18 protein-coding genes are annotated in these 25166 nt (G+C 68.3%); 10 read left to right on the plus strand and 8 right to left on the minus strand.

The window, feature by feature from the left end; translation table 11 throughout:
• The first annotated feature begins 306 nt into the window (after positions 1–306).
• Positions 307–2766, plus strand: coding sequence for a DUF3772 domain-containing protein (locus tag DID99_RS27445; protein ID WP_124488684.1), 2460 nt, complete (start codon positions 307–309; stop codon positions 2764–2766).
• Between the two features lie 142 nt (positions 2767–2908).
• Here DID99_RS27445 and DID99_RS27450 read toward each other — a convergent pair whose 3' ends face one another.
• The gene (locus tag DID99_RS27450) at positions 2909–4420 is read right to left on the minus strand and encodes an aldehyde dehydrogenase family protein (RefSeq protein ID WP_044848776.1); all 1512 of its coding nucleotides are present in this window, start codon (positions 4418–4420) and stop codon (positions 2909–2911) included.
• A 642-nt stretch (positions 4421–5062) separates the two neighbouring features.
• On the opposite strand from DID99_RS27450, the gene DID99_RS27455 reads away from it, so the two are divergent.
• The 3 genes from DID99_RS27455 to DID99_RS27465 all read left to right on the plus strand — a co-directional run bounded on the left by DID99_RS27455 (position 5063) and on the right by DID99_RS27465 (position 8837).
• Positions 5063–6643 (plus strand): amino acid permease, encoded by a 1581-nt coding sequence (locus DID99_RS27455; RefSeq protein ID WP_124667889.1) that lies wholly within the window; start codon positions 5063–5065, stop codon positions 6641–6643.
• Between the two features lie 135 nt (positions 6644–6778).
• Positions 6779–8047, plus strand: coding sequence for an FAD-binding oxidoreductase (locus tag DID99_RS27460; protein WP_124667890.1), 1269 nt, complete (start codon positions 6779–6781; stop codon positions 8045–8047).
• Between the two features lie 115 nt (positions 8048–8162).
• The gene (locus tag DID99_RS27465) at positions 8163–8837 is read left to right on the plus strand and encodes a TetR family transcriptional regulator (RefSeq protein ID WP_044848780.1); all 675 of its coding nucleotides are present in this window, start codon (positions 8163–8165) and stop codon (positions 8835–8837) included.
• A 139-nt stretch (positions 8838–8976) separates the two neighbouring features.
• On the opposite strand, the gene DID99_RS27470 is transcribed toward DID99_RS27465, so the two are convergent.
• A complete protein-coding gene (locus DID99_RS27470; protein ID WP_124667891.1) occupies positions 8977–10800 on the minus strand; it encodes a phospholipase D-like domain-containing protein in 1824 nt (607 codons plus the stop codon).
• 104 nt (positions 10801–10904) lie between these two features.
• Positions 10905–11663 (minus strand): DeoR/GlpR family DNA-binding transcription regulator, encoded by a 759-nt coding sequence (locus DID99_RS27475; RefSeq protein ID WP_044848782.1) that lies wholly within the window; start codon positions 11661–11663, stop codon positions 10905–10907.
• Positions 11664–11868: 205 nt separating this feature from the next.
• Here DID99_RS27475 and DID99_RS27480 point away from each other — a divergent pair, with 205 nt between their 5' ends.
• From DID99_RS27480 to nadE, 3 genes are all read left to right on the plus strand, one after another.
• Positions 11869–12054, plus strand: a complete 186-nt coding sequence (locus tag DID99_RS27480; protein WP_006752380.1) for a hypothetical protein — start codon at positions 11869–11871, stop codon at positions 12052–12054.
• A gap of 252 nt (positions 12055–12306) precedes the next feature.
• Positions 12307–13176, plus strand: coding sequence for a DMT family transporter (locus tag DID99_RS27485; protein ID WP_124488688.1), 870 nt, complete (start codon positions 12307–12309; stop codon positions 13174–13176).
• A gap of 279 nt (positions 13177–13455) precedes the next feature.
• Complete coding sequence (nadE, locus tag DID99_RS27490; RefSeq protein ID WP_124667892.1) at positions 13456–14304, plus strand: ammonia-dependent NAD(+) synthetase; 849 nt, start codon at positions 13456–13458, stop codon at positions 14302–14304.
• A 75-nt stretch (positions 14305–14379) separates the two neighbouring features.
• Here the strand turns inward: nadE and DID99_RS27495 are convergent, their stop codons facing one another.
• The 3 genes from DID99_RS27495 to DID99_RS27505 form a co-directional block, all read right to left on the minus strand.
• Positions 14380–16056: a S10 family peptidase gene (locus DID99_RS27495; RefSeq protein ID WP_124667893.1), complete on the minus strand. Its 1677-nt coding sequence runs from the start codon at positions 16054–16056 to the stop codon at positions 14380–14382.
• Between the two features lie 73 nt (positions 16057–16129).
• Entirely contained in the window at positions 16130–17731 is a 1602-nt protein-coding gene (locus DID99_RS27500; RefSeq protein ID WP_124667894.1) for a protease pro-enzyme activation domain-containing protein, read from the minus strand.
• Between the two features lie 259 nt (positions 17732–17990).
• Positions 17991–18614 carry a LysE family translocator gene (locus tag DID99_RS27505; RefSeq protein WP_124488692.1) on the minus strand — a complete coding sequence of 208 codons (624 nt, stop codon included), beginning with the start codon at positions 18612–18614 and terminating at the stop codon, positions 17991–17993.
• Between the two features lie 134 nt (positions 18615–18748).
• On the opposite strand from DID99_RS27505, the gene DID99_RS27510 reads away from it, so the two are divergent.
• A complete protein-coding gene (locus DID99_RS27510) occupies positions 18749–19213 on the plus strand; it encodes an Lrp/AsnC family transcriptional regulator (protein WP_044848788.1) in 465 nt (154 codons plus the stop codon).
• 67 nt (positions 19214–19280) lie between these two features.
• Here the strand turns inward: DID99_RS27510 and DID99_RS27515 are convergent, their stop codons facing one another.
• Positions 19281–20192, minus strand: a complete 912-nt coding sequence (locus DID99_RS27515) for a LysR family transcriptional regulator (RefSeq protein ID WP_124667895.1) — start codon at positions 20190–20192, stop codon at positions 19281–19283.
• Positions 20193–20342: 150 nt separating this feature from the next.
• Here DID99_RS27515 and speB point away from each other — a divergent pair, with 150 nt between their 5' ends.
• Together speB and DID99_RS27525 are read left to right on the plus strand one after the other, a co-directional pair.
• The gene (gene speB / locus DID99_RS27520) at positions 20343–21299 is read left to right on the plus strand and encodes an agmatinase (RefSeq protein WP_124488694.1); all 957 of its coding nucleotides are present in this window, start codon (positions 20343–20345) and stop codon (positions 21297–21299) included.
• Between the two features lie 53 nt (positions 21300–21352).
• Complete coding sequence (locus tag DID99_RS27525) at positions 21353–22678, plus strand: MFS transporter (RefSeq protein ID WP_124667896.1); 1326 nt, start codon at positions 21353–21355, stop codon at positions 22676–22678.
• A 174-nt stretch (positions 22679–22852) separates the two neighbouring features.
• On the opposite strand, the gene metE is transcribed toward DID99_RS27525, so the two are convergent.
• Positions 22853–25147: a 5-methyltetrahydropteroyltriglutamate--homocysteine S-methyltransferase gene (gene metE / locus DID99_RS27530; RefSeq protein ID WP_124667897.1), complete on the minus strand. Its 2295-nt coding sequence runs from the start codon at positions 25145–25147 to the stop codon at positions 22853–22855.
• Between the last annotated feature and the right edge of the window lie 19 nt (positions 25148–25166).

Here is a 25166-nt window from a genome sequence, read left to right on the forward strand (position 1 = left end):
GAACCGGTTCCGACACCCCACTTTCGCGCCGGACCATGTGTAACTTGCGTAACCGTCTGTCGAATCCGTAAGGTTCGAAGGCATCGCGATCGTCTGCCACTCGCGCGCATCCGAAACCGGCACGGCCCCGTCTGCAAGAGGCTGCCGGGCCGTCGCGCGCCCGCGCCGGCACCGCGAGACACGACAGGCAACGTGCGCAATCGGCAGCGCCGCCGCCGCCACGCCCCGGTAACATGCTACCGGGCCAACTCCCGGCTTCCGGGCGCCTTTCGGCACCCGACATTGTCGGCAAAACGTAAGCATTCCATGTTCATACAACGACTCTCCACGTACGCACGCCGGATCGCGCTGTTCGCACTGCTGCAGTTCGCGGCGATCGCGACCGCGTCGGCGTTTCCGACGGCTGCGTCCGCACCGGGCGCGAGCGGCGTCGGCGTCCCCGTGCCGACCATTTCGCTGAACGACGCGGTTGCGCGGCTCAAGCAGATGCAGGTGCAACAGGACCGCATCAAGCAGCAGACATCGAACGCGACCAACAGCAAGGAGCTCGACGAGCTCGGCGACGCGACCCAGGAACTGAGCGCCGACGTCGACAAGCTGCAGAGCCAGCTCGCGCCGCAGCGCACGCAAGTCCAGGCGCAGCTCGACGTGCTCGGCCCGCCACCGGCGCCGGGCGCATCGCCCGAAACGCCTGCCGTCGAACAGCAGCGGGAGACGCTGAACGCGCGCAAGGCGCAGATCGACGCGGCGCTGAAACAGGCCGCCGACCAGAAGACCAACCTCGCGAACCTGAACGACCAGTTCGCGAAGCTGCACCGCAGCCTGCTGAAGAACCAGCTCGCGTTCCGTTCGGGCAGCATCTTCGGCGCGCAGTTCTGGCTGCCGCTGTTCCACCTGTCGCCGGACGACGTCCAGCGGCTCGAGGACTTCAACGACGAACTGCGCGACATGCTGCGCTCGTCCTGGACACCCGGCCAGCGCGCCATCACCACGCTGCTGCTGATCGCCGCGCTCGCTGCCTGGCTCGGCGGCCGCCGCGTCGTCGAACGCGGGCTGGCGTGGTTCTGCCTGAACCGCCTGCCGCCCACCCGGCTGCGCCGCAGCGCGCTGGCGCTGGCGACGGCGTTCTCGACACTGCTCGCGACCGCGGTCGCCGTACAGATCCTCTATCTCGCGCTCGCCCGCCACTCCGAACTCACGTCTTCGATGACCGATCTGTGGGACCAGTTCGCGAAGCTCGCCGTGACCTGCGCGCTGATCGCCGGCCTCGGCCGCGCGCTGCTCTGCACGAAGCATCCGTCATGGCGGCTGCCGGCGCTCGCCGATCCCGTCGCGCTCGCGATGAAGCCGTTCCCCGGCGTGCTGGCCGCGCTGCTGCTGATGTCCGGCACGCTCGAGTCGATCAACCGGATCGTCGATACCAGCCTGTCCGTCACGCTGTTCGGCCGCGGCATCGTCTCGCTCGTCGTCGCGCTGACCGTCGGCGCGTCGATCCTGCGCGCGAATCGCGTCCGCACCGCGCTGGCAGCATCCGGCGAGGCGCCCGAGCAACGCTCGACGCTCGCCGGGCTGATTCACGCCGGCGTCACGCTGGCGATCGTCGTGTCGCTTGTCGCGCTGCTGATCGGCTACATCACGGTCGCGCGCTTCATCACGTACGAGCTCGTCTGGTTCGAGATCGTGGTGTGCAGCGTCTACATCCTGACGCAGCTGACGCGCGACGCGAGCGAAAGCCTGTTCTCCGCGAACCTGTCGACCGGCAAGCAGATCAAGCACCTGTTCGCGCTCGACGACCGGCATCTCGACCAGGCCCACACCGTCGTGTCCGGCCTCGGCACGAGCCTGCTGATGCTGATCGCGGCGATCGCGCTGCTGACGGGCGGCTTCGGCACGACGCCGAGCGACCTGCTCGACAGCGCGGTCGCGATGATCGGCGGCCAGCGGCTGCAGAGCCTGAACATCATGCCCGACCGGATCCTCAACGCGGTGATCGGGTTCGCGATCGGCTTCTACCTGCTGCGCTCGGTGCGCCGCTGGCTCGACGGCGAGTTCATGCCGGCGCTCGGCATGGACGCGGGGATGCGCGTGTCGCTGATCACGCTGTTCACCAACGTCGGCTACGTGCTGCTCGTGCTGATGACGCTGGGGCTGCTCGGCGTCAGGTGGAGCAACCTCGCGTGGATCGTCAGCGCGCTGTCGGTCGGTATCGGTTTCGGCCTGCAGGAGATCGTGAAGAACTTCGTGTCGGGGCTGATCCTGCTGACCGAGCGGCCGGTGAAGGTGGGCGACATGGTCAGCATCGCGGGCGTCGAAGGCGACATCCGCCGCATCAACGTGCGCGCGACCGAGATCCAGCTCAGCGACCGCTCGACCGTCATCGTGCCGAACTCGCAGCTGATCTCGCAGAACGTGCGCAACGTGACGATGGGCAACAGCACGCAGGGCGTCGCGACGCTGATGCTCACGTTCCCGCTGAACACCGACCCCGAGCAGGTGCGCGACCTGCTGCTCGACGCGTATCGCGAGCACCCGGCGATTCTCGACAAGCCGGCGCCGTCGGTCACGTTCAGCCAGCTCGCGCCGGACGGGATCACGCTGAGCGTCACGGGCTACGTGGCGAGCCCGCGGATCGCCAGCTCGACGAAGAGCGACCTGCTGTTCGAGATCCTCAAGCAGTTGCGGGCGGCGCAGATCACGCTGTCGACGCCGCAGATGCTGGTCGTGCAGAACATGCCGGCAAGCGACGCTTCCGCCCCGCACGAGTAAGCGATCGAGCTGGCATGCGCCGATCGGGCATCGGCGCGCACGCATCGCCGCAAGCGACAAGGGCCGGTTACCGCTTTCGCGGCAACCGGCCCTTGTCATTCGATCGATTCGACCGTCGCGGCGCCCTCCCGGACGCGCTCCGTCAGACGTCGAACTTCACGCCCTGCGCCAGCGGCAACTGACGGCTGTAGTTGATCGTGTTCGTCGCCCGGCGCATATACGCCTTCCACGCATCCGAACCCGACTCGCGGCCGCCGCCCGTTTCCTTCTCGCCGCCGAACGCGCCGCCGATCTCCGCGCCGCTCGTGCCGATGTTCACGTTGACGATCCCGCAATCGCTGCCCGCTGCCGACATGAACTGCTCGGCCTCGCGCATGTCGTTCGTGAAGATCGCCGACGACAGGCCTTGCGGCACCGCGTTGTGCAGTTCGATCGCATCGTCGAAGTTGTCGTAGACCATCACGTACAGGATCGGCGCGAACGTCTCGCGCTCGACCACGGCCGATTGCTTCGGCATCCGTACGATGGCCGGGCGCACGTAGTACGCATCCGCGTGACCGACGTCGACGCGCTCGCCGCCCTTCACCTCGCCGCCCTGCTCGCGTGCGTCGCCCAGCGCCTTCTGCATCGCATCGAACGACGCGCGATCGACCAGCGGGCCGACCAGCGTGCCTTCTTCAAGCGGGTTGCCGACCTTCACCGACGCGTAGGCCTTCTCGATGCGCGGCAGCAATTGCTCGACCAGGCTGCGATGCACGATCAGGCGGCGCAGCGTCGTGCAGCGCTGGCCGGCCGTGCCGACCGCCGCGAACGTGACGGCGCGCACGACGAGATCCAGATCCGCGCTCGGCGCGACGATCATCCCGTTGTTGCCGCCGAGTTCGAGGATGCCGCGCGCGAGACGCTGGCTCAGCACCTTCGCGACTTCCTGGCCCATCCGCACGCTGCCCGTCGCGCTGACGACCGGCACCTTCTTCGACGCCGTCAGCACCTCGCCGACATCGCGCATGCCGAGCACCAGCTGGCTCAGCTCCGCCGGCGCGACACCCGGATGCGTCTTGTCGAATTCGCGGATCGCCTTCTGGAGCAGCACGTGGCACGCGATTGCCGTGAGCGGCGTCTTCTCGGACGGCTTCCACACGACCGAATCGCCGCACACGAATGCGAGCGCCGCATTCCACGCCCACACCGCGACCGGGAAGTTGAACGCCGAGATCACGCCGCACACACCGATCGGGTGCCACGTTTCCATCATCCGGTGGCCCGGGCGCTCGGACGCGATCGTCAGGCCGTAAAGCTGGCGCGACAGGCCGACCGCGAAATCGCAGATGTCGATCATTTCCTGCACTTCGCCAAGGCCTTCCGACGTGATCTTGCCGGCCTCGAGCGTGACGAGGCGGCCGAGCTCGGCCTTGTGCTCGCGCAGCACGTTGCCGAACACGCGCACGAGCTCGCCGCGCACCGGCGCCGGCACCGTGCGCCACTTGAGGAATGCGTCGTGCGCGGCGTCGATCTTGCGCTCGGCGTCGGCGGGCGAGTCGACCGCCAGCGTCGCGAGCGTCGCGCCGTCGAGCGGCGAACGCGCGGTCAGCGCATTGCCTTTCCACTGGGCGAGATCGATGTCGAGCGCAGCAAGAATGTCGTTGAATTGCATCACTTCCTCTTCAGGGACAGATTGATCGGTGCGGCGGCGACGCCGCCCGCGTGATTCGATTGGAGCGCGTTCGTGCGCCCTGTGCAAGCGGATGCGCAGCTCGGCAGGCCCGGTGCGCCGCACGGCGCATCGCGCGGCGCCGCCGCCGGAAACCCGGCCGGGCGGCGCGCCCCCGCCTCGCGAGGCACGATCCATGAGACACATTGTCGATGGCCACAAGTCCGGCCGCTATTGATATTAACTCACGACTTCATTCCCAAAACGCAACAACCCAGCGGGACGAATCCGCCCGTTTCGGCACCGGCATGGGACGTATCCAAGGCCGATGGCCGGGCCGCCGGGGCGGTTTCGATGCGCGGCAAGTTGATGACAAAGTTGCATCACCCTGTGCGGAAATATCGTTTGCCGCGCTTGCGGCCGGCACCCACAATCGGGGCGGCGTCGAGGTGCACCGCACCCGGCGCGCCGACGGCCGCCCAACGGGCGGCCGACGACAGACGAAGGCAACACGCGTCGCGGCCCGGCGGTCCCGGTCGATCCGGACCAGCCCCGCGAAGCAGTGCCGCCGCCCGGCCGGCGGCCGGCAACGCGCCGCCCTTCGTAACCAAAAAACAATCCCGGAGACAGCGCCCAGCACCCGCCATGCATTCAGATGCCCGCCCCGACTCGCCCCGTCCGTCCGGCTCGCCGCCCGCGCAGCCGTCCCTCCACCGCAGCCTGCAGGCGCGCCATCTGCGGATGATCGCGATCGGCGGCTCGATCGGCACCGGCCTGTTCGTCGCGTCCGGCGCGTCGATTTCGCAGGCCGGCCCCGGCGGCGCGCTGGTCGCGTACATGCTGATCGGCCTGATGGTCTATTTCCTGATGACGAGCCTCGGCGAAATGGCCGCGTTCATGCCGGTGTCGGGCTCGTTCGCGACCTACGGCGCGAAATTCGTCGACGAAGGCTTCGGCTTCGCACTCGGCTGGAACTACTGGTACAGCTGGGCCGTGACGCTCGCGGTGGAACTCGTCGCCGCGCAGCTCGTGATGCACTACTGGTTCCCGCACGTGCCGGGCGTCTGGTGGAGCGCGATCTTCCTCACCTTGATCTTCGCGCTCAACGCGCTGTCGGTGCGCGGCTTCGGCGAAGCCGAATACTGGTTCGCGCTGATCAAGGTGCTGACGGTGCTCGCGTTCGTCGGCGTCGGCCTGCTGATGATCTTCGGGATCATGCAGGGCGGCCCGAGCGCGGGCTGGGGCAACTTCACGATCGGCGACGCGCCGTTCGCGGGCGGCTGGGCCACGATGCTCGGCGTCGCGATGATCGCGGGCTTCTCGTTCCAGGGCACCGAAATGATCGGCGTCGCGGCCGGCGAATCGGAGAACCCGCGCACGACGATCCCGCGCGCGGTCAGCCAGATCTTCTGGCGCATCCTGCTGTTCTACGTGTTCGCGATCTTCGTGATCGGCGTGCTGATTCCGTACACCGACCCGAGCCTGCTGAAGAGCGACGTGACCGACGTCGGCGTGAGCCCGTTTACGCTCGTGTTCCGCCACGCGGGCCTCGCGTTCGCGGCCGGCGTGATGAACGCGGTGATCCTGACGGCCGTGCTGTCGGCCGGCAACTCGGGCATGTACGCGTCGACGCGGATGCTCTACAACCTCGCGGTCGAGGGCCGCGCGCCGAAGCTGTTCGCGAAGCTGTCGCCGGGCGGCGTGCCGCGCAACGCGCTGTACGCGACGACCGCCGTCGGCGCGCTGTGCTTCCTCACGTCGCTGTATGGCGATAAGACCGTCTACCTGTGGCTGCTGAACACGTCGGGCATGGCCGGCTTCATCACCTGGCTCGGCATCGCGGTCAGCCACTACCGGTTCCGCAAGGGCTTCCTGAAGCAGGGCTACCGGCTCGACCAGCTGCCGTACCGGTCGAAGTGGTTCCCGTTCGGGCCGCTGTTCGCGTTCGCGCTGTGCGCGATCGTCGCGCTCGGCCAGGACTACCAGGCGTTCCTCGCCGACAGGATCGACTGGGCCGGCATCGCCGCGACCTACATCGGCCTGCCGTTCTTCCTCGCGATCTGGCTCGGCTACGCGCTGGTGCGCAAATGCCGCCTCGTCCGCTACGAGGACATGGAGATCGCGCCGTGGATCGAGCGCAACGCGGCGCCCGACGCCACGGTCAAGACCGACGCCGGCTATCCGGCCTACATCGCCGCTCCGGCCAACCCGACGCCGGGCGCGTGATGCCCGGTCGCGCACCGGCCGCCGCCCGACCGCGGCGGCCGGTGCGCTGAACACCCCATTCGACGCGGCGCGCGCGTTCAGGCAAGATCGACGCGCGCCGCCCGTTTTTCCGTCGTCACGAGTCATCGAAAACGCATGCAGAACTTCTACGAAGCCACCGTTACCCGCCAGCCCTACCCGCAACTGACCGGCACGATCGACACGCAGGTCTGTATCGTCGGCGGCGGCCTCGCCGGCCTGTGCACGGCGCTCGGCCTCGTCGAGCGCGGCGTGCGGGATGTCGTCGTGCTCGACGGCGAACGGGTCGGCTTCGGCGCGTCCGGCCGCAACGGCGGCTTCGTGTTCGGCGGCTACAGCCTCGACAACGCGGACCTGCTGCGCACACTCGGCCGCGACGAAGGCCGCCGCCTGTACCGGCTCACCGTCGATGCGGTCGACCTGATCCGCGCGCGGATTGCCCGCTACGGCATCGACTGCGACATCGTCGACGAGGGCGTGATGCTCGCCAACTGGTTCGACGATCCGTCGCGGCTCGACGGCGTGCGCACGCTGATGAAGCAGGAATTCGACGTCGACTGGGAACCGGTCGAGACCGACGCGCTGCGCGCGCGGCTGAAGACGCAGCGCTATTACGGCGGCCTGTTCGAGCCGAACGCGTTCCACTTCCATCCGCTCAAGTACGTGCTCGGCGTCGCGGCGGCCGCCTCGCGCGGCGGCGCACGCGTGTACGAACGCTCGGCCGCGCTCGGCATCGCGCGCGAGGGCGCCGGCTACGTCGTGCGCACGGCGCAGGGCACGGTGCGCGCGAAGGACGTCGTGTTCGCCGGCGGCGGCTACGCGCGCGGCGTGTCGCCGCGCATCGAGCGCGCGGTGCTGCCGATCGCGACCTACGTGATCGCGACCGAGCCGCTCGGCACGCGGCTGCCGGACGCGATCGACGCGCCGTACGCGATCTACGACACGCGTTTCGCGTTCGACTACTACCGGCCGCTGAAGGACACGCGGATTCTGTGGGGCGGCCGGATCTCGGTGCTCGACCGCGGCCCCGACGCGATCGCGCGGCTGCTGCGGCGCGACCTGCTGCGCGTGTATCCGCAACTCGACGGCGTGAAGGTCGAGTACGCATGGGGCGGGCTGATGAGCTACGCGCGGCACAAGATGCCGCAGATCGGCCGCGATGCGGACGGCGTGTGGCACGCGATCGCATTCGGCGGTCACGGGATGGCGCCCACCACCGTCGCCGGCGAAGCGCTCGCCGCCGCGCTGGCCGGGGAGCAGCCGGTGCCTGAAGGCTTCGCCGCGTTCGGGCTCACGCGCACGTTCGGTCTCGCCGGCCTCGCGGCCGCGCAGCTCACGTACACCGCGTACCAGGCCCGCGACGCGCTCGCGTCGTGCCGGCGCTGAGCGGCGACGGCCGCCGAAACCGCGCGGCCGATTAGAGCAGAAGGTCGGCCGGGCGGCGATTTCCCGCATGCTAGAATGATTTCTTCATGCCGCCGCGAACCCACAACAAAGTCACATGAAAGCTGGAAGCAAGGCCGCCACGTCCGAAAGCCGCGCGCTTGCGACCGATGCGCGGCGCAAATACGATCCCGAGCAAACCAAGCGCAACATCCTCGACGTCGCCACGCAGGAGTTTTCCGCGATGGGCCTCGCCGGCGCGCGCGTCGACGCGATCGCCGAGCGTACCAACACGACGAAGCGGATGCTCTACTACTACTTCGAAAGCAAGGAAGGCCTGTACGAGGCCGTGCTGGAGAAGGTGTACGGCGACATCCGCGCGCTCGAGCAGGAACTGCACGTCGGCGACATGGAGCCGCGCGAAGGCATGCGCCGGCTCGTCGAATTCACGTTCGACTATCACGACAAGCATCGCGACTTCGTCCGCCTCGTGTCGATCGAGAACATCCACGGCGCGAAGTATCTCGAACAGCTGAAGTCGTTCAAGAACCGCAACGTCAGCATCATCAAGACGCTCGAGGAACTGCTCGAGCGCGGCGCGGCGAGCGGCGCGTTCCGCAAGGACATCGACGCGTTCGACCTGCACCTGCTGATCAGCTCGTTCTGCTTCCACCGCGTGTCGAACCGCTATACGTTCGGCGCCGCGTTCGGCCGCGATCCGTCGGCACCGCGGCTGCGCGCGCGGCATCGCGAGACGATCGCCGATTCCGTGCTGCGCTACGTCGCCGCGTAAGCGCATCGCGCGGTTTCATCCGAAGGCCGGCGACGAGCGCTGAACCCGCCGCCCGGCCCTCTCCCGACTGGCACTACGACGCTTGCAACCGGCATGAGCCGGATTCACGCGGTGCGTTCCTTCAAGCCGCTCAGGCCGCTCAGGCCGCCTCAGGCCGAACTTCCGCCTCACGCCAGTCCGTCGGCGCCGACGCCAATGCGATCCGCGCCTTCTCTTCCGGGCTGCCCGCCACGTAATACTTCTTCGCCCAGCTCGAATCCGGTGCGAGCGCGAGGTGCCGATGCGCACCGGCGCCCTGCCGTTGCGACTCGATCGACAGCGCCCGCGCGCGGTAGTGCTCGTAGAGCCGCAGGAATTCCGCGAGATAGATCGCCGCGATCCGCGCGTCGCGAATCTCCAGCAGGTTCTCGTCGTTGTACTGCTCGGAATTGCGGCTCATGTTCGCCGAACCCGTATAGACGATCGGGTTCGCGCCTTCCGCATCGATCACGATGAACTTGTGGTGGATCACGACCGGCGGATAGGCCGGCGCCGGCTCGCCCGGAAAGAGGCGCAGTTCCGGCTCGAAACCCTGCGGCACCGTCGCCGGTGAAAAATACGCGGCGTCGATCACGTCGCGATGATCGCGCCGGCGATGGTAAAGCTCGAGATTCGCGAGCGTCGCCGCATCGAGCGGCCGGCCGTCATGCTGCGCGGCATCGGCCTGCGTCGCGCTGCCGGCGTTGATGCGGTTCACCAGGCCGAACATCATCAGGCCGCGGTCGCCGGCGGCAAAGCATGCGTCGCGCAGCGCCGCGTCGGTCGGCATGAACAGGCAGAACGACACTGAATGCTGCGCGGCCGCGATCGCGGCGACGATCGTATCGATCTCGGTGCGCTGCCCCGCCGGCTCCGGCGAAAACGCGACGCGCACCTGCGCGCTGCCGATCGTCAGCGGCTCGGACCAGCCCGGCGACAACTTCGCCGTCTCCGCGATCGTCGGATTCGCGGCCAGCGCCTGCGCACGCGCGTTGTACAGCGCCGCGAGCGCAGGCGAATCGAATGCGTGCAGCACGTTCGCCTGCTCCGTCAGCCCTTCGGTCGTGAAGTTCGCGGAACCGGTCAGCACGCGCGCCGGCGTCGGCGCAGTCGTCCCGTTCGCCGGTGCGTCGGTCACGATGAACTTGTCGTGCATGATGTGCGTCCTGTCGCGCGGCGCGCGCGTCGCGAGGCCCTGAAGCGCGTCGACGGCCGGCTGGTTCGGCGACGGCAGCGGCGGCTTGCCCTTACGGGCGGTCACGTGCGCGTCGTAGACGATCGCGAGCGACGCTTCGCCGTGCTGCCGTCCGAACGCCTCGAATGCGGGCAACGCCCACAGCGTGTCCGTCAGGTGATAGACGGCCGAGACCGCGCGCGACGCGGGGTCGAGCATCTCCGCGAACACCTGTTCCATGTCGTTCGCGAGCCACGTGCGCAGCTTCAACGCCTGGTCCGCGCTCGGCGCCGCATTCGGCGCAAGACCCAGCGCCGCGACCTGCTTCGCGAACGCCTGCGAACTGACCACCGCGCGATTGAACCACGTGCCGACGCCGTCCACGATGTGCGCGGGCAGCACGACATCGCACACGCCGACCTCCGCATCGAGCACCTTCAGGTTCTCCGGCGTGCCGACGACCGGATAGACGTCATAGCGGAACGACGCATCGCGATCCTGCGGATCGATGCGCGCGTCCCACCACATGAATTTCTGGATCGGTGCCTGGTCGGTCGGCGCGTCGCCCTGCGTGCCGGCGGCCGGGCCGTCGAACGTGAGCCGGTTCGGCAGCCAGCTGTTCGGCGCGCGCGTCTTGCCGTCGGCCGACCAGAAGCCCGGCGTACGTCGGATCGCGAAGCCGAGGAAGTCGGTGCGCGAGGCCGCGTCGGGCCAGTCGAAAGCGAGGAGAACCAGGGTCGGGGAAAGATAGCTGCGTACGCTGACGGTCATTCTTTGCTCCTGCCGCGGCGGCCGGTCGAAAGGAATGAGTCAGTGTCGAAGGCGCATCTTCCCGTGCGATGACCGTTCGATGAACCTTGTATGTCGGCGCCGCGTCAGTCGCACACGAGCAGCTCGATGCCGCGCGCGGTCAGCGCTCGGCGCACGGCCTTGTCCGGCGTGCGTTCGGTGACGAGATAGCGCGCGGCCGAGGCGCCGTTGATCCGCACCGGCGTCACGCGGCCGAACTTCGAATGGTCGGCGACGATGATCGCGGTGCCGGCCGCCGCGATCATCCGGCTGCGCACTTCGGCGGCGAGCCGCGAGTAGTCGGTGCAGTCGCCATCGGCCGTGATGCCGCCCGCGCCGACGAACGCGAAATCGACATGGTATTGCGCGAGCTGCTGGATCGTATCGAGCCCGAACGTCGCATCCTCGTCGTCGGACAGTTCGCCGCCGAGCAGCGTCACGCGATTGCCGTTGCGCCGCGCGAGCACGAACGCGGTGCGCCAGTCGTTCGTGTAAATCGACAGCCGGTGCCGGTCGGCCAGCGCGAGCGCGACCGCATGCGGCGTGCTGCCCGAGTCGATCAGCACCGACGCGTCGTCGGGCACGAATTCGGCCGCGCGTCGCCCGATCGTGCGCTTCGCTTCGGCATTCGCCGCCTCACGCTCGGACAGGCTCGGCTCGCGGCGATCCGCCGCCAGCGCGCCGCCGTGCGTCATCACGAGCAGGCCGCGCGCCGCGAGCGCGTTCAGGTCGCGCCGTACCGTCTCGCGCGACACGTCGAGCGAGCGCACGAGTTCGGCGACCGACAGCGCGCCCGATCGTCCGAGCTCCGACAGAATGTATTGATGACGTTGTTCCGCCAGCATCGCAATGCGCCCGAGGCGACTGGTAATGGGTAGGCCGACCATTGTATTACGGCCGTTTGACCGCCATTTGACGGCGGTGCGTCCGGCCGCGGCCACGTTTCACGAAAGCGAAATTCTGTATTGCCCGATGCGCGCGAATCGGCGTGGCAAGCGGTTGCTACACTCTGCGTTTCGCCGAACGACAGACCATCAAGGGGCTTGCGTCATGTACCGCAAAGGCAGTGTGCTCGAAATCCAGTTTTCGCCGGAACGGCTCAACGACGGGGCCGGCGATCCGTACTGGATCGACCTGACGCTCGACGAGGCCCGCCGGCTGTACGAACAGCTCGCCGCACGCTTCGCGACCGATGCGCGCGCGAACCAGCCGCTCGACACGTTCTCGCTCGACTGATCCCCGTTCCTCTGCGCGCGCCACGGCGCGCTTTCATGCCGCGGCGCCTTCGCCCGGACGGCCGCTAACCGGACGGCCGGCGTGCTGCCGCGCTCGTGGCGGATCACGCCCGCGGCCAACGTGCCGCGCACCGCTGCTGCATGCGTTCCGCACGCGCCACGCGCGAATGCAGAATCCGACAAGACGGCCGCGCCGCTTCACCCGATACTGGCCGGCTCACGATTCGTCCGGCCGTATCGCGGCCCGCCACGCATGTTTACCTCGCTCGTCGCCGCGGCTTTCGTCGCGCTGTGGTCCACCGGCTTCATCGTCGCCCGGGCAATCAAGCCCTACGCCGACCCGAACCTGTTCCTGCTCGCGCGTTTCGCGGGCACGGCCGTGCTGTTCGGCGCGGTGGCGCTCGCCGCGCGCGCGCCGTGGCCGGCGCGCCGCGAATGGCCGCGCCACCTGATCGCGGGCGCGCTGCTGCAGGGCGTCTATCTCGGCGCCAGCTACTGGGCCGTCGCGCAAGGGCTGAACGCCGGCGTGATGGCGCTGCTCGGCGCATTGCAGCCGCTTGCCACCGCCGTGCTCGCGGTGCCGCTGTTCAACGAGCGGCTGCCCGCGCGCGGCTGGCTCGGGATGGCGCTCGGGCTCGCCGGCGTCGCGCTCGTCCTCGCACCGAAGGTCGCGGGCGGCGTCGCGCCGCCGGCGGGCGCCGCGCCCGCATGGTTCGTCGTGACCGTGTCGATCCTGTCGGTCGGCTCGATCACCGCGGGCTCGCTGTACCAGAAGGGCAAGCTCGCGCAGAACGACCTGCGTACGGCCGTCGCCGTGCAGAATCTCGGCGCGGCGATCGTCGCGGCCGTCTTCGTCGTGCTGCTGCACGAAACGCGCTGGATCGGCGCACCGGCGCTGTGGATCTCGCTCGTGTGGGGCGTCGTGTTCCTGTCCGGCGGCGCGGTCACGATGCTGATGTGGATGCTGCGGCGAGGCAACGCCGCGCGCGCGACGTCGTTGCTGTTCCTCGCGCCGCCGCTCGCCGCGCTGCAGGGCTACCTGCTGTTCGGCGAAACGCTCGCGACCGTCCAGCTCGCCGGCTTCGCGCTCGCGCTGGCGGGCGTCGTGCTCGCGCGGCGCTGACGCGGGCGAGCGCGCGGGTTCGTCACCGCGCCCCGCCATGCGCGGCGTCGCGCCGCCGCCGGGTGCCGCGCCTCGTGGTTCGTCGTGGCGCGCCCCGCCATGCCTCGAAACGAAGCATCCGCGCGCACGCCGGGGGACGCCGCTCCGCGCGCCGCACCATGACGATGCATCGCGTCTCGCCGATGCAACGCGCGGCCGCCGGATCGCATGCCCGGCGCGGCGCCGGGCCGCGATTGCGCTTATGATGGGCGCCTTGCATTTCGTTCCGGAACCACCTTCATGACATCCGCCGATTACGCCAGCCGCCAACGCGCGATCATTGCCGAACTGAACGTCGCGCCGCACTTCGACGCCGATGCCGAAATCGCCCGCCGCGTCGATTTCCTCGCGCAGTACCTTCGTTCGACCGGCCTGCGGACCTACGTGCTCGGCATCAGCGGCGGCGTCGATTCGTCGACGGCCGGACGGCTCGCGCAGCTGGCGGTCGAACAGCTGCGCGCCGGCGGCTACGACGCCCGCTTCATCGCGATGCGCTTGCCGAACGGCGTGCAGAACGACGAAGCCGACGCGCAACGCGCGCTCGCGTTCGTGCGCGCGGACGAAACGTTCACGGTCGACGTCAAGCCCGCCGCCGACGCGATGCTCGCATCGCTCGTCGCGTCCGGCCACGCATTCGAAAACCCGGCCCAGCAGGACTTCGTGCACGGCAACATCAAGGCGCGCGAGCGCATGATCGCGCAATACGCGGTGGCCGGCGCGCGGCGCGGCATCGTGATCGGCACCGACCACGCGGCCGAATCGCTGATGGGCTTCTTCACGAAATTCGGCGACGGCGGCGCGGACGTGCTGCCGCTCGCCGGCCTGAGCAAGCGCCGCGTGCGTGCGGTCGCCCGCGCGCTCGGCGGCGACGAACTGATCGTGATGAAGGTGCCGACGGCCGACCTCGAGGAACTGCGTCCGCTGCGCCCCGACGAGCACGCCTACGGCGTCACCTACGACGAAATCGACGATTTCCTCGAAGGCAAACCCGTCGCCGACAACGTGTACGAAACGGTGCTGCGCTTCTACGACGGTTCGCGCCACAAGCGCGCGCTGCCGTACACGCCGTTCGACTGGCCGGCCGCGTAAGCCGGCTCGTTCAGCCGCAACACCGCGCCGCGCGAACCCTGGCGGTTACGCGCGGCGCCTGCGCGACGGGCAGCGCTACGCGTGCCCGCCCGCCTTCTTCGCCTGCAGCGCGCGAATCCGCAGCCGCGCGCCCGTATCGCTGACCGTCGCGTCGTACATCGTCGCGAGATCGCGCTTGAGAGCGGTGCGCGAACCGCCGTCGAGATACACCATGTGCCCGGACGGATAGAAACGCGCGGACAGGTTCTGCCGCACCTTCGGATCCTCGAGCGGCATCTGCTGCAGGTCGATCACGGTCTGGTAGAACGGCGTGACGAAGTCGTAGAGGCCGTTCGCCGACAGCACCTTCAGGTCGACGTTCAGCGCCATCACCGCGGCGAGATCGCCCGCCGTGTAGAGGATCAGGTTCCCCTGCGCATCGATGCCCTGCTGCGCGCCGGTCGGATCGATGTGACTGAAGTCCCAGTTCCGGAACGCCTGGTCGTTCAGGTCCGTGAACGCGGAGTTCGACGTGAACTTCAGCTGCTCGTTCAGGTAGCTGTTCCACATCGCCGTGTAGACGCCCGTCACGGCCGTCATCGTCGGATCGTTGCCGCCCGAGTTCGGGTCGATCTTGCCGGCGATGCCCGACGAGATCCCGGTCACGCGGCCGTCGTACGACCCGAGCGCGAGCCCCTGCGCGTGCAGCAGCGTCGTCAGGAACAGCGAATTGCCGCGCGTGTCGTAGCCCGCGATGTCGAGGCTCCACGACTGCAGCGTCGCGGTATCGATACCCGTGTATCGCGACAGCTTCTGCACGGCGGCCGGTTCCGCATGCGGAACCGTGCGCAGCGCCTTCAGGTAGTCGGTACGCGCGAATTGCGCGACTTCCTCGACGAACGCGCCGAGATCGGTCGGCGCGGGCGTGACGCCGAGCTTCTTGTGATACCACGCGTCGGCCGCCGCGGTCGGCAGCGCGCCGACCGGGTTGCCGGCCTGCCGGTAGTCGAGGATCGACGACTGCAGCGTGACGCCGTTCAGGTCGACGCCGTCCTCGTGCAGCTTGTACGCGAGCACGCAGCTGCGCGCGGTGCCGTACGACTCGCCGAACAGGTACTTCGGCGAATTCCAGCGGTTGTTCTTCGTCAGGTAGCGCTTGATGAACTGCTTCAGCGAATCCGCATCCTGGTCGACGCCCCAGAAATCGCGGTTCTTGTTCGGCGCGACGGCCGCCGAATAACCGGTGCCGACCGGGTTGATGAACACCAGGTCGCTGTGGTCGATCATGCTGTCCGGATTGTCTTCCATCTGATACGGCGCGGGCGGCGTGAACCCCGGCATCGACGTCCTGATGCGCTTCGGCGCGAACGAGCCGAGCAGCACGAACACCGACGACGACCCGGGTCCGCCGTTGTAGAAGAACGTGACGGGCCGCGTTTCCTCCTTCGCGCCGTCGGCCGTGAACGCGACGTAGAAGAGCTTCGCGGCCGGCAGCGAGCTGCTCGGGTCGACCGTCACGAGGTGGCCGGCCGTCGCCGTGTACGCGATGCGCTTGCCGTCGATCAGGATCGTGTGATGCGTGATCGCGGCCGCTTCGGTCGTGTCGGTCACCGAGTCGTCGGGACCGTTGCCGTACGCGACCGGATCGAAGAACGGCTGGTCGCGGCCGTGGCTCAGCGCGACCGGACTGATGGTCGGCGGCACGCCATGCGAATTGTGGTCGCCGTGATGCAGCGGATACACGCCGCCGGAAGATGCGGAATCGATGCCCATCGTGCTGCTCCTCGAGGTGAAAAAAGACGCGGGCAGGAAACCCGCGTCGCGTGGAAAGGCCGGTGCCGGCGCGTCAGCTCGACGGCTTGCGCGCGAGGATCGCCGCGAGTTTCGCGCCGTCGGGGCTGCCGAGGCCCGTACACGCATCCCAGCCGGACGCGGCGGCATACGTGCCGTTCGAGCCTTTCGTGATGTCGCGCAACGCGCCAGGATTCTTGTACAGCGCCGGGTTGATCCAGCCGGCCGCCGCACTCGCCGCCGCACTCGCCGCCGCATTGATCCGCGCGATCAGCGCGGCCCACAACGGCGCGACCGCGCTCGTGCCGCCCATCACCGCGACCGTGCCGGCGACCGACACCTCGTAGCCCGTCTGCGGCGATGCATCGGCGGCGACGTCCGGCACGCCGCGCTTCGTGAGCGGCGTGGTGCTGCCGTCGGCGAGCGTGACGGTCAATCCCTGCTGCCACGCCGGCAGGTCGAACAGCGTGCTGACACCGCCGCCGCCCGCGCCGCCGCCGGCCGCCTCGTCGTTCCACGCGACTTCGCTGCGAATGCCCTGCCCCGGCAGCGCATCGAGCTGCGTGCCGCCGCAGCCGAGCACGTACGGACTCGACGCCGGAAAGTCGACGTGATCCGTGCCGTCCTGCAGCCCGTCGCCCGAGCCGCTGTCGCCCGACGCCGCGCATACCGTGATCCCCTGCGCGGCGGCCGCCTGCAGCACGCGGTTGAACGCATGCGCCGACTGCGCCTGCCAGATCGCTTCCGGGCCGCCCCAGCTGATCGAGATCACCGACGGCCGGTTGGTCTTGTCGGTGACGGCCGCGTTGACGGCCCGGATGAAGCCCGCGTCGCTGTTCGGCGCGAAATAGACGGCGAGCTTCGCGGCGGGCGCGATCGCACCGGCTATCTCGATGTCGAGCGCGACTTCGCCGTCCGGGCCGTTCGTCTCGCCGGTCGGCGCATTGCGGCCGGTACCGACGTTCACGTCGACGAGCGTCGGCGGCGTCTTGATGCCGAGCCCGCGGAAATACTGCTGGATATCGGCTGCGCGATAGCCGCCGCCGAGTTCGACGATCGCGATGCATTGCCCTGCACCGTCGCCGGCCGGAAAGCCGTACAGCGACGCGAGCTGGATCGGCGTGAACGTGACGGCGGGCGCGCCGCGCGCGGGCTGGAACGGCGGACGCAGCCGGAAGTGCGGCCGCGCCTGCGGACGGCTGTCGAGGCCGAGCACGGCCGTGACGGCATCGCCGAGCTCGTCCGGCAGCGCGATCGGGCCCGAGCGGCCGCGGTACTGGCCGATCGAACGATGCTCGAAACGCTCGAGCTTCACGCTGAATGCCGCTTCGAACTGCTGGATCGAGCCGGACAGCACGACGACGCTTTCGACCGGATCGACGCGATCGACCGTGAGCTGGTGACGGCGCGCGAAGTCCTCGGTCTTGCGAATGTCGTCGGGATTGGCGGAGAAACGCTGCGCGAACGCTTCGCGCGACAGCGGTTTCGCCTGTGCGTCGCCGGTGGCGAGCTGCTGGACCAACGTGTCGAGTTGCCCTTCTTCCTGCCGCCGCAACATGATCGTGACGTGGATACGTTCTGCCGGATCGCAGGGGCCGAGACACTTCGACTCGGCGACGATCCGGGGTTCACGGTCGGCGTGAAGATGCCTTGCCATGTTCAGACCCTCCTTGGTACCGCGTTGCACGGAACAGCCAGGAAATCGGACATAGCCGGCGGAAGTCGGTTCCGTTCGGTCAGTCGGTTCGCGAAAGCGCGAAGTTACAGGGAGTTTAGATCAGTCAGATGATTTACGCGCACGCCCTTCCGCTCCAAGGCATGCGCGCGAAGCCCGGCATGGCGCGCGGGCCCGCGTTCGGCAGCGCATCACGGCCGCGCGGCAAGTCGACCGCGCGGCCGTGATGCAATGCCGCAGCTCAATCCATCGACAGGCGCAGCGCGAACCCGATCAGCGCCGCGGAAAACGTCCAGCGCTGGACCGTCTGCGCGAGCGGATGCGCGCGCATCCACGCCGCGATGCGCGACGCGCCGAACACGCATGCGAGGTCGAAACACACGCCGGCCGCGACGAGCAGCGCGCCGAGCTCGAACATCTGCCACACGACGGGCCCTGCCTCGGGGCGCACGAACTGCGGCAGCAGCACCGAGCAGAACAGCAGTGCCTTCGGATTCAGCAGGTTCGTCAGCAGCCCCTTGAAGAACGACTGCCGCAGTTCGCCCGGCGCCGCCCCATCGCCGTCGCCGAGCGCGAACACCGGCGAGCGGAACACCTGGATCGCGACGTAAGCGAGATAAAGCGCGCCGCCGTAGCGGATCACTTCATACAGCCACGGTGCGCTGCGGATCAGCGCCGCGACGCCGCAGGCGGACAGCGTCACGTGCGCGGTGCGCGACAGCGACAGGCCGGCCGCCGCCGCCATGCCCGGGCGCACGCCGCGGCCGATGCTGGTCTGCAGCACGAGCGCCATGTCGGGCCCGGGCACCGCGTAGATGGCCGCCAGCGCGGCGAGATAAATCAACAGCAAATGCGTGGAAATCATGGTCTGCCCCCGTTCTTCAGTGACGATATGTTGCCGCTGAAGGGAGAGCGATTATTGGCCATCTTTGGCTCGAAATTGGCGCTACATAGCGGAATCCGCCACAATCACGGAATTCAGACAAGGATTCCGCCAACATGACCGAACTCGACAAAACCGATCGCGCGATCCTCGCCGCGGTGCAGCGCGACGGCCGCCTGCCGATCGCGCGTCTCGCCGATTCCGTCGGCCTGTCCGAGACGCCCTGCGCACGGCGCCTGAAGCGTCTCGAAAACGACGGCTACATCGAGCGCTACCGCGCGCAGCTGTCGCGCCAGGCGCTCGGCTTCGGCGTCGTCGCATTCGTGCTCGTGCGGTTCGCGACGCACGACCGCAAGGTCGCCGACCGGTTCGAACGGGAAGTGCTCGGCATCGAGCGGATCCTCGCGTGCCACAACGTCGCCGGCACGGCCGACTACCTGCTGCAGGTGGTCGCGCGCGATCTCGACGACTACGGTACGTTCCTGCGCGACTCGCTGCGGATGCTGCCGGGCGTCACGTCGATCGAATCGGCGTTGTCGTTGCGGGAGGTGAAGCACGATGCGGGGTTGCCGGTGCCGTGATGCGGCTGTGACCCGCTCCGGCGTGACATTCGTTCACGTTGCCGGCCTCAGGCGACCTCACGCGACTTCACACGACATCGGGCGTTTGATGCGCGCGCTCGAGATCCTCGAGAAACGCTTCGACGAGCGGATCGCCGCGCCCGTCGCGCGCCACGACCATGTGGAACGTGACGTCGTAGTGCAGCTGGTCCGGATTGAGCGGCGCAAGCAGCCCCTGCGCGACATACGGCGCCGCAAAGTGCTGCGGCAGGTAGCCGAGGTGATGGCCTGACAGGATCAGCAGCGCGACGGCCTCCATGTTGTCGGCGGTCGCCGTCACGCGATCGGGCGTCGTCGACATCTGTGCCTCCGGCAGCGGATACGAGCGCCACGCCCATTCGAATCCCGCGACGTCGGCCGGCGTCAGCGCGCCGGCGCGTTCGAACAGCGGATGGCCGCGCCCGCAGTACGCCACCTGCCGCTCGATGAACAGCGGCGTGTAGTGCAGCGACGGCACGCGGTGCCAGAAATAGCCGACCGCGATCTGGATCTCGTTGCTCAGCAGCTTTTCCTCGAGATCGCCCGGCGCGCGCACCGAGATCGAGAAGCGCACGGCCTCGTCGCGCGTGCGAAACGCGGCGATCGCCTCGGCGATCCGTGCGTTCTGGCTGACCGGCGTATGGCCGATCAGGCCGATGTGCAACGTGCCGACCAGCTGGCGGTCCATGTGCCGCGCCGCCATCCCGAATTCGTCGAGCGCGGCGAGCAGCTTGCGGCTCATCGCGTGGAACCGCTCGCCTTTCGGCGTGAGCCGGAAGCCGCTGCGGCCGCGCTCGCAGAGCCGGTAGCCGAGCCGTGTCTCGAGCGACGACAGCTGCGCGCTGATCGTCGACTGGCCGACGTTCAGGATCGCTTGCGCGGCCGACACGCCGCCCGCGTCCGTGACCGCGAGAAACACGCGGATCAACCGCAGATCGAGGGTCGACAGATTCCCCAGCACGCTATTCCCCTTTTGTTCCCCTTCCATACATCGATGAAAATCGATGTTTACGTCGATATCTTCGCATTCTTCTTTCCGGCCGGACGCGTAAAACTATGTGCCAGGCCGCGTCGAATGATACGGCAACCCCACATCGGAAGAGACAAGCCCATGAACGACCACACCCATTTCCAGCCGCTCGGCGGCAATGAAATGCCGCGCAGCGGCGGCATCGCGACGATGATGCGCCTGCCGCACGTGGCGAGCGCAGCCGGCCTCGACGCCTGTTTCGTCGGCGTGCCGTTCGACCTCGGCACCTCCAACCGCACCGGCGCGCGCTTCGGCCCGCGCCAGATCCGCACGGAATCCGTGCTGCTGCGCCCGTACAACATGGCCACGCGCGCCGCGCCCTTCGATTCGCTGCAGGTTGCCGATATCGGCGACGTCGCGATCAACCCGTACAACCTGCACGATTCGATCGCGCGCATCGAGGCTGCATACGACGCGATTCTCGAGCACGACTGCAAGCCGGTCACGCTCGGCGGCGACCATACGATCGCGCTGCCGATCCTGCGCGCGATCCACCGCAAGCACGGCAAGGTCGCATTGATCCACGTCGATGCACACGCCGACGTGAACGACACGATGATGGGCGAAAAGATCGCGCACGGCACGCCGTTCCGCCGCGCGGTCGAGGAAGGCCTGCTGCACGGCGACAAGGTCACGCAAATCGGCCTGCGCGGCACCGGCTACGCGGCCGAGGATTTCGACTGGTGCCGCGAGCAGGGCTTCCGCGTGGTCCAGGCCGAGGAATGCTGGAACAAGTCGCTCGCGCCGCTGATGGAAGAAGTGCGCGCGCGCATCGGCGACACGCCCGTCTACATCAGCTTCGACATCGACGGCATCGACCCGGCCTACGCACCGGGCACCGGCACGCCGGAAATCGCGGGCCTCACGGTGCCGCAGGCGCTCGAGATCATCCGCGGCGCGAAGGGGCTGAACATCGTCGGCTGCGATCTCGTCGAAGTGGCGCCGCCGTACGACCCGTTCGGCACCACGGCCCTGCTCGGCGCGAACCTCGCGTACGAGCTGCTGTGCGTGCTGCCCGGCGTCGCCTATCGCGACTGATCCCGGCACGCGACCCATTCCAAATCAGAGAATTCCAGAGGAGCACATAACAGATGGGGACATCCGTCAAGCAACCGAAGCGGGCGGCGCTCGCTTCGTTCGTCGGCACCACGATCGAATGGTACGACTTCTATAGCTACGCGACCGCCGCCGCCATCGTGTTCGGGCCGCTGTTCTTCCCCGGTGAAAGCCGTTTCGTCAGCCTGCTCGCGTCGTTCGGCTCGTTCGCGGTCGGCTTCTTCGCGCGGCCGCTCGGCGGCGTGATGTTCGGCTATCTCGGCGACCGCTTCGGCCGCAAGCGCTCGCTGCTCGCGACGCTGATGCTGATGGCCGTGTCGACGGTCGCGATCGGCCTGCTGCCGACCCATGCGCAGGCCGGTGTGATCGCGCCGATCCTGCTGGTGCTGATGCGCGTGCTGCAAGGCATCGCCGTCGGCGGCGAATGGGGCGGCGCGGTGCTGCTCGCCGGCGAGCATGCGCCCGAAGGCAAGCGCACGTTCTTCGCGTCGTTCGCGCAGCTCGGCAGCGCGAGCGGCCTGATCCTGTCGATGCTCGCGTTCGGCGCGATCAGCACGCTGTCGAAGGACGACATGATGAGCTGGGGCTGGCGCGTGCCGTTCCTTGCGAGCGCCGTGCTGCTGGCGGTCGGCTTCGTGATCCGCGCGAGCGTGTCCGAGTCGCCCGAGTTCGAGGAAGTCAGGAAGAGCGGCAACATCGCGCAAAAGCCGCTGCGTGAAGCGCTCAAGTACTGGCCGCTGCTGCTGCTCGCGATCGGCGCGAACGTGTACGGCATCGCCGGCGTGTATTTCAGCAACATCTTCATGATCAGCTATGCGACGCAATTCCTGTCGCTCGACCGGTCGATGGTGCTGCATTGCATGACGATCGTCGCGGTGCTGCAGTTCGTCGTGCAACTCGCCGCCGCGTTCCTCGCGCAGCGCTTCGGCACGACGCGCGTGCTGCTGGTCACCGGCGCATGGGCCGCGATCGTGCCGTTCGTGATGCTGCCGCTCGTGCACCTGGGCACGCCGCTGTCGATCACGGTCGGCGTCGGCCTCGCGACGCTCGCCGAATCGGGCTACTACTCGGTGGTCGCCGGTTTCGTCAGCGGCATCTTCATCGCGCGCATCCGCTATACGGCGATCTCGATCGCGTACCAGGTGTGCGGCGCGCTCGCCGGCGGTCTCACGCCGCTCGTCGCCACGCTGATCGCGCAGAACACCGCGCCGCAATGGTGGCCGCTCGCGATCCAGTACACGAGCGCCGCCGTGCTGTCGTCGGTGTGCGTGTGGCTGATCTCGCGCCGCGTCAGCATCGACGATGCCGGCGCGCTCGGCAGGGCGGACGAAGCGCTGCCGAGCGGTGCGCGTACCGCGTAACCTCACGCAAACGGGCAGGCGACATCGCCTGCCCGTTTGCGTCGGGCGTCGGGCGGTACGCCGCAACGCCCCGCCTTGCCCCGAACATTCATTGCGACAAACGGCCCGCACATGCGGGCCGCTTGTTTGCCGCCCGATCGTCGATCGGGACGGCCGGCGCGCAGCGTTCGCGCGTCATTGCGCCTGGCTGCGCAGCGTCTTCGCCGCAGCGACCATGTTCGTCAGCGCCGGAAGCACTTCCGCCCACTGACGCGTCTTCAGCCCGCAGTCCGGGTTCACCCACAGGCGCTCCGCCGGAATCCGCTCCGCCGCCTTCTTCATCAGGCCGACGATGTGATCCTGCGTCGGGATGTTCGGCGAATGGATGTCGTACACGCCCGGCCCGATCTCATTCGGATACCTGAAGCTGTCGAACGCGTCGAGCAGCTCCATGTCCGAGCGCGACGTCTCGATCGTGATCACGTCCGCATCCATGTCGGCGATCGACGCGATGATGTCGTTGAACTCCGAATAGCACATGTGCGTATGAATCTGCGTATCGTCCCGCACACCGTTCGCGGCGATGCGGAACGACTCGATCGCCCACTTCAGGTACGCGCCCCATTGCGCGCGACGCAGCGGCAGCCCTTCGCGCAGCGCGGCCTCGTCGATCTGGATCACGCGCACGCCGGCCTGCTCGAGATCCAGCACTTCGTCGCGGATCGCCAGCGCGAGCTGATGGCACGACACCGAACGCGGCTGGTCGTCGCGCACGAACGACCAGTTCAGGATCGTCACCGGGCCGGTCAGCATGCCCTTCATCGGCTTGTTCGTCAGCGACTGCGCGTACGTGATCCATTCGACCGTCATCGCCTTCGGGCGGCTGATGTCGCCGAACAGGATCGGCGGCTTCACGCAGCGCGAACCGTACGACTGCACCCAGCCGAACTGGCTGAATGCGTAGCCGTCGAGCTGCTCGCCGAAGTATTCGACCATGTCGTTGCGTTCGGCTTCGCCGTGCACGAGCACGTCGAGCTCGAGCGATTCCTGTTCGCGCACGCTGCGCGCGATTTCCGCCTGCATCGCCGCGCGGTAGCCGGCTTCATCCAGCGCGCCGGCCTTGAACCGGCTGCGCGCCTGACGGATCTCGGCAGTCTGCGGGAACGAGCCGATCGTCGTCGTCGGGAAGGCCGGCAGGTTCAGGCGCGCCGACTGCTTCGGCGCACGCTGCGGGTACGGGCTCGCACGGTTGCCGAGCTGCGCGTCGATGCGCGCGATCGCGGCCTTCACCGCCGGGTTGTTCACGCGCGGCGAGCGGCGGCGCGAGCCGATCGCGGCCGCGTTCGCGGCGAGCGCGTCGGCCACCTCGTCGCGGCCTTCGTTCAGCGCGGTCGCGAGCAGCTTCAGTTCGTCGAGCTTCTGCAGCGCGAACGCGAGCCACGAGCGGATCTCCTCGTCGAGCGTCTGCTCGCTCGCGAGATCGACCGGCACGTGCAGCAGCGAGCATGACGGCGCGAGCCACAGGCGCTCGCCCAGTTGCTTCGCGAGCGGCTCGAGCCAGTCGAGCGCCGCGTTCAGGTCCGTCTTCCAGATGTTGCGTCCGTTGATCGCGCCGACCGACAGCACGCGCCCGGGCGGCAGTTCGCGCACGAGTGCGTCGATTTCGTCGCGGGCGTTGATCGCGTCGACATGCAGGCCGTCGACCGACAGCGAGGCCGCGAGCGCCAGGTTGTCCTGAAGCTGGCCGAAATACGTCGCGAGCAGCAGCTTGATGCGGCGCGTCTCGAGCGCGTCGTATGCCGTGCGCAGCGCTTGGCGCCAGGCGGCGTCGAGCTCGGTCACGAGGATCGGCTCGTCGATCTGCACCCATTCGACGCCTTGCGCGGTCAGCGTGTCGAGCAGCGCGCCATATACCGGCAACAGCTTCGGCAGCAGCGCGAGACGATCGGAATCGTCCTTCGCCTTGCCGAGCCACAGATACGTGACGGGGCCGAGGATCACCGGCTTCGCGGCGACGCCCTGCGCCTGCGCTTCCGCCAGTTGCTGGAGCAGGCGCGACGGATCGAGCGAGAAGTTCGTATCCGCATGGAATTCCGGGACGATGTAGTGATAGTTCGTGTCGAACCACTTCGTCATTTCACCGGCCGCGACTCCGCCGCAGCATGCCGCGTGTGCTTCCGCCGACTGCGCCGAGCGGCCGCGCGCGACGCGGAAATAGTTGTCGAGCGCATCGCCATGGAAGTCCTGCACGCGTTTCGGCAGGTTGCCGAGCGTGAAGCTCATGTCGAGCACCTGGTCGTAGAACGCGAAATCGCCGATCGGCACGAGATCGAGGTCGCGCTGGTCGTTCCAGTGGCGCTGGCGAAGTTCGGCGCCGAGTGCCTTCAGCGCGTCGCGCGACGACTCGCCCTTCCAGTAGCGTTCGAGACCGAATTTGAGTTCGCGCTTCGCGCCGATGCGCGGAAAACCGAGGTTGTGGGTCGTAACCATGAAGCTGCCGTCCTGAAGA

This window comes from Burkholderia sp. Bp8986 (assembly GCF_003854225.1).
Classification (GTDB): domain Bacteria; phylum Pseudomonadota; class Gammaproteobacteria; order Burkholderiales; family Burkholderiaceae; genus Burkholderia.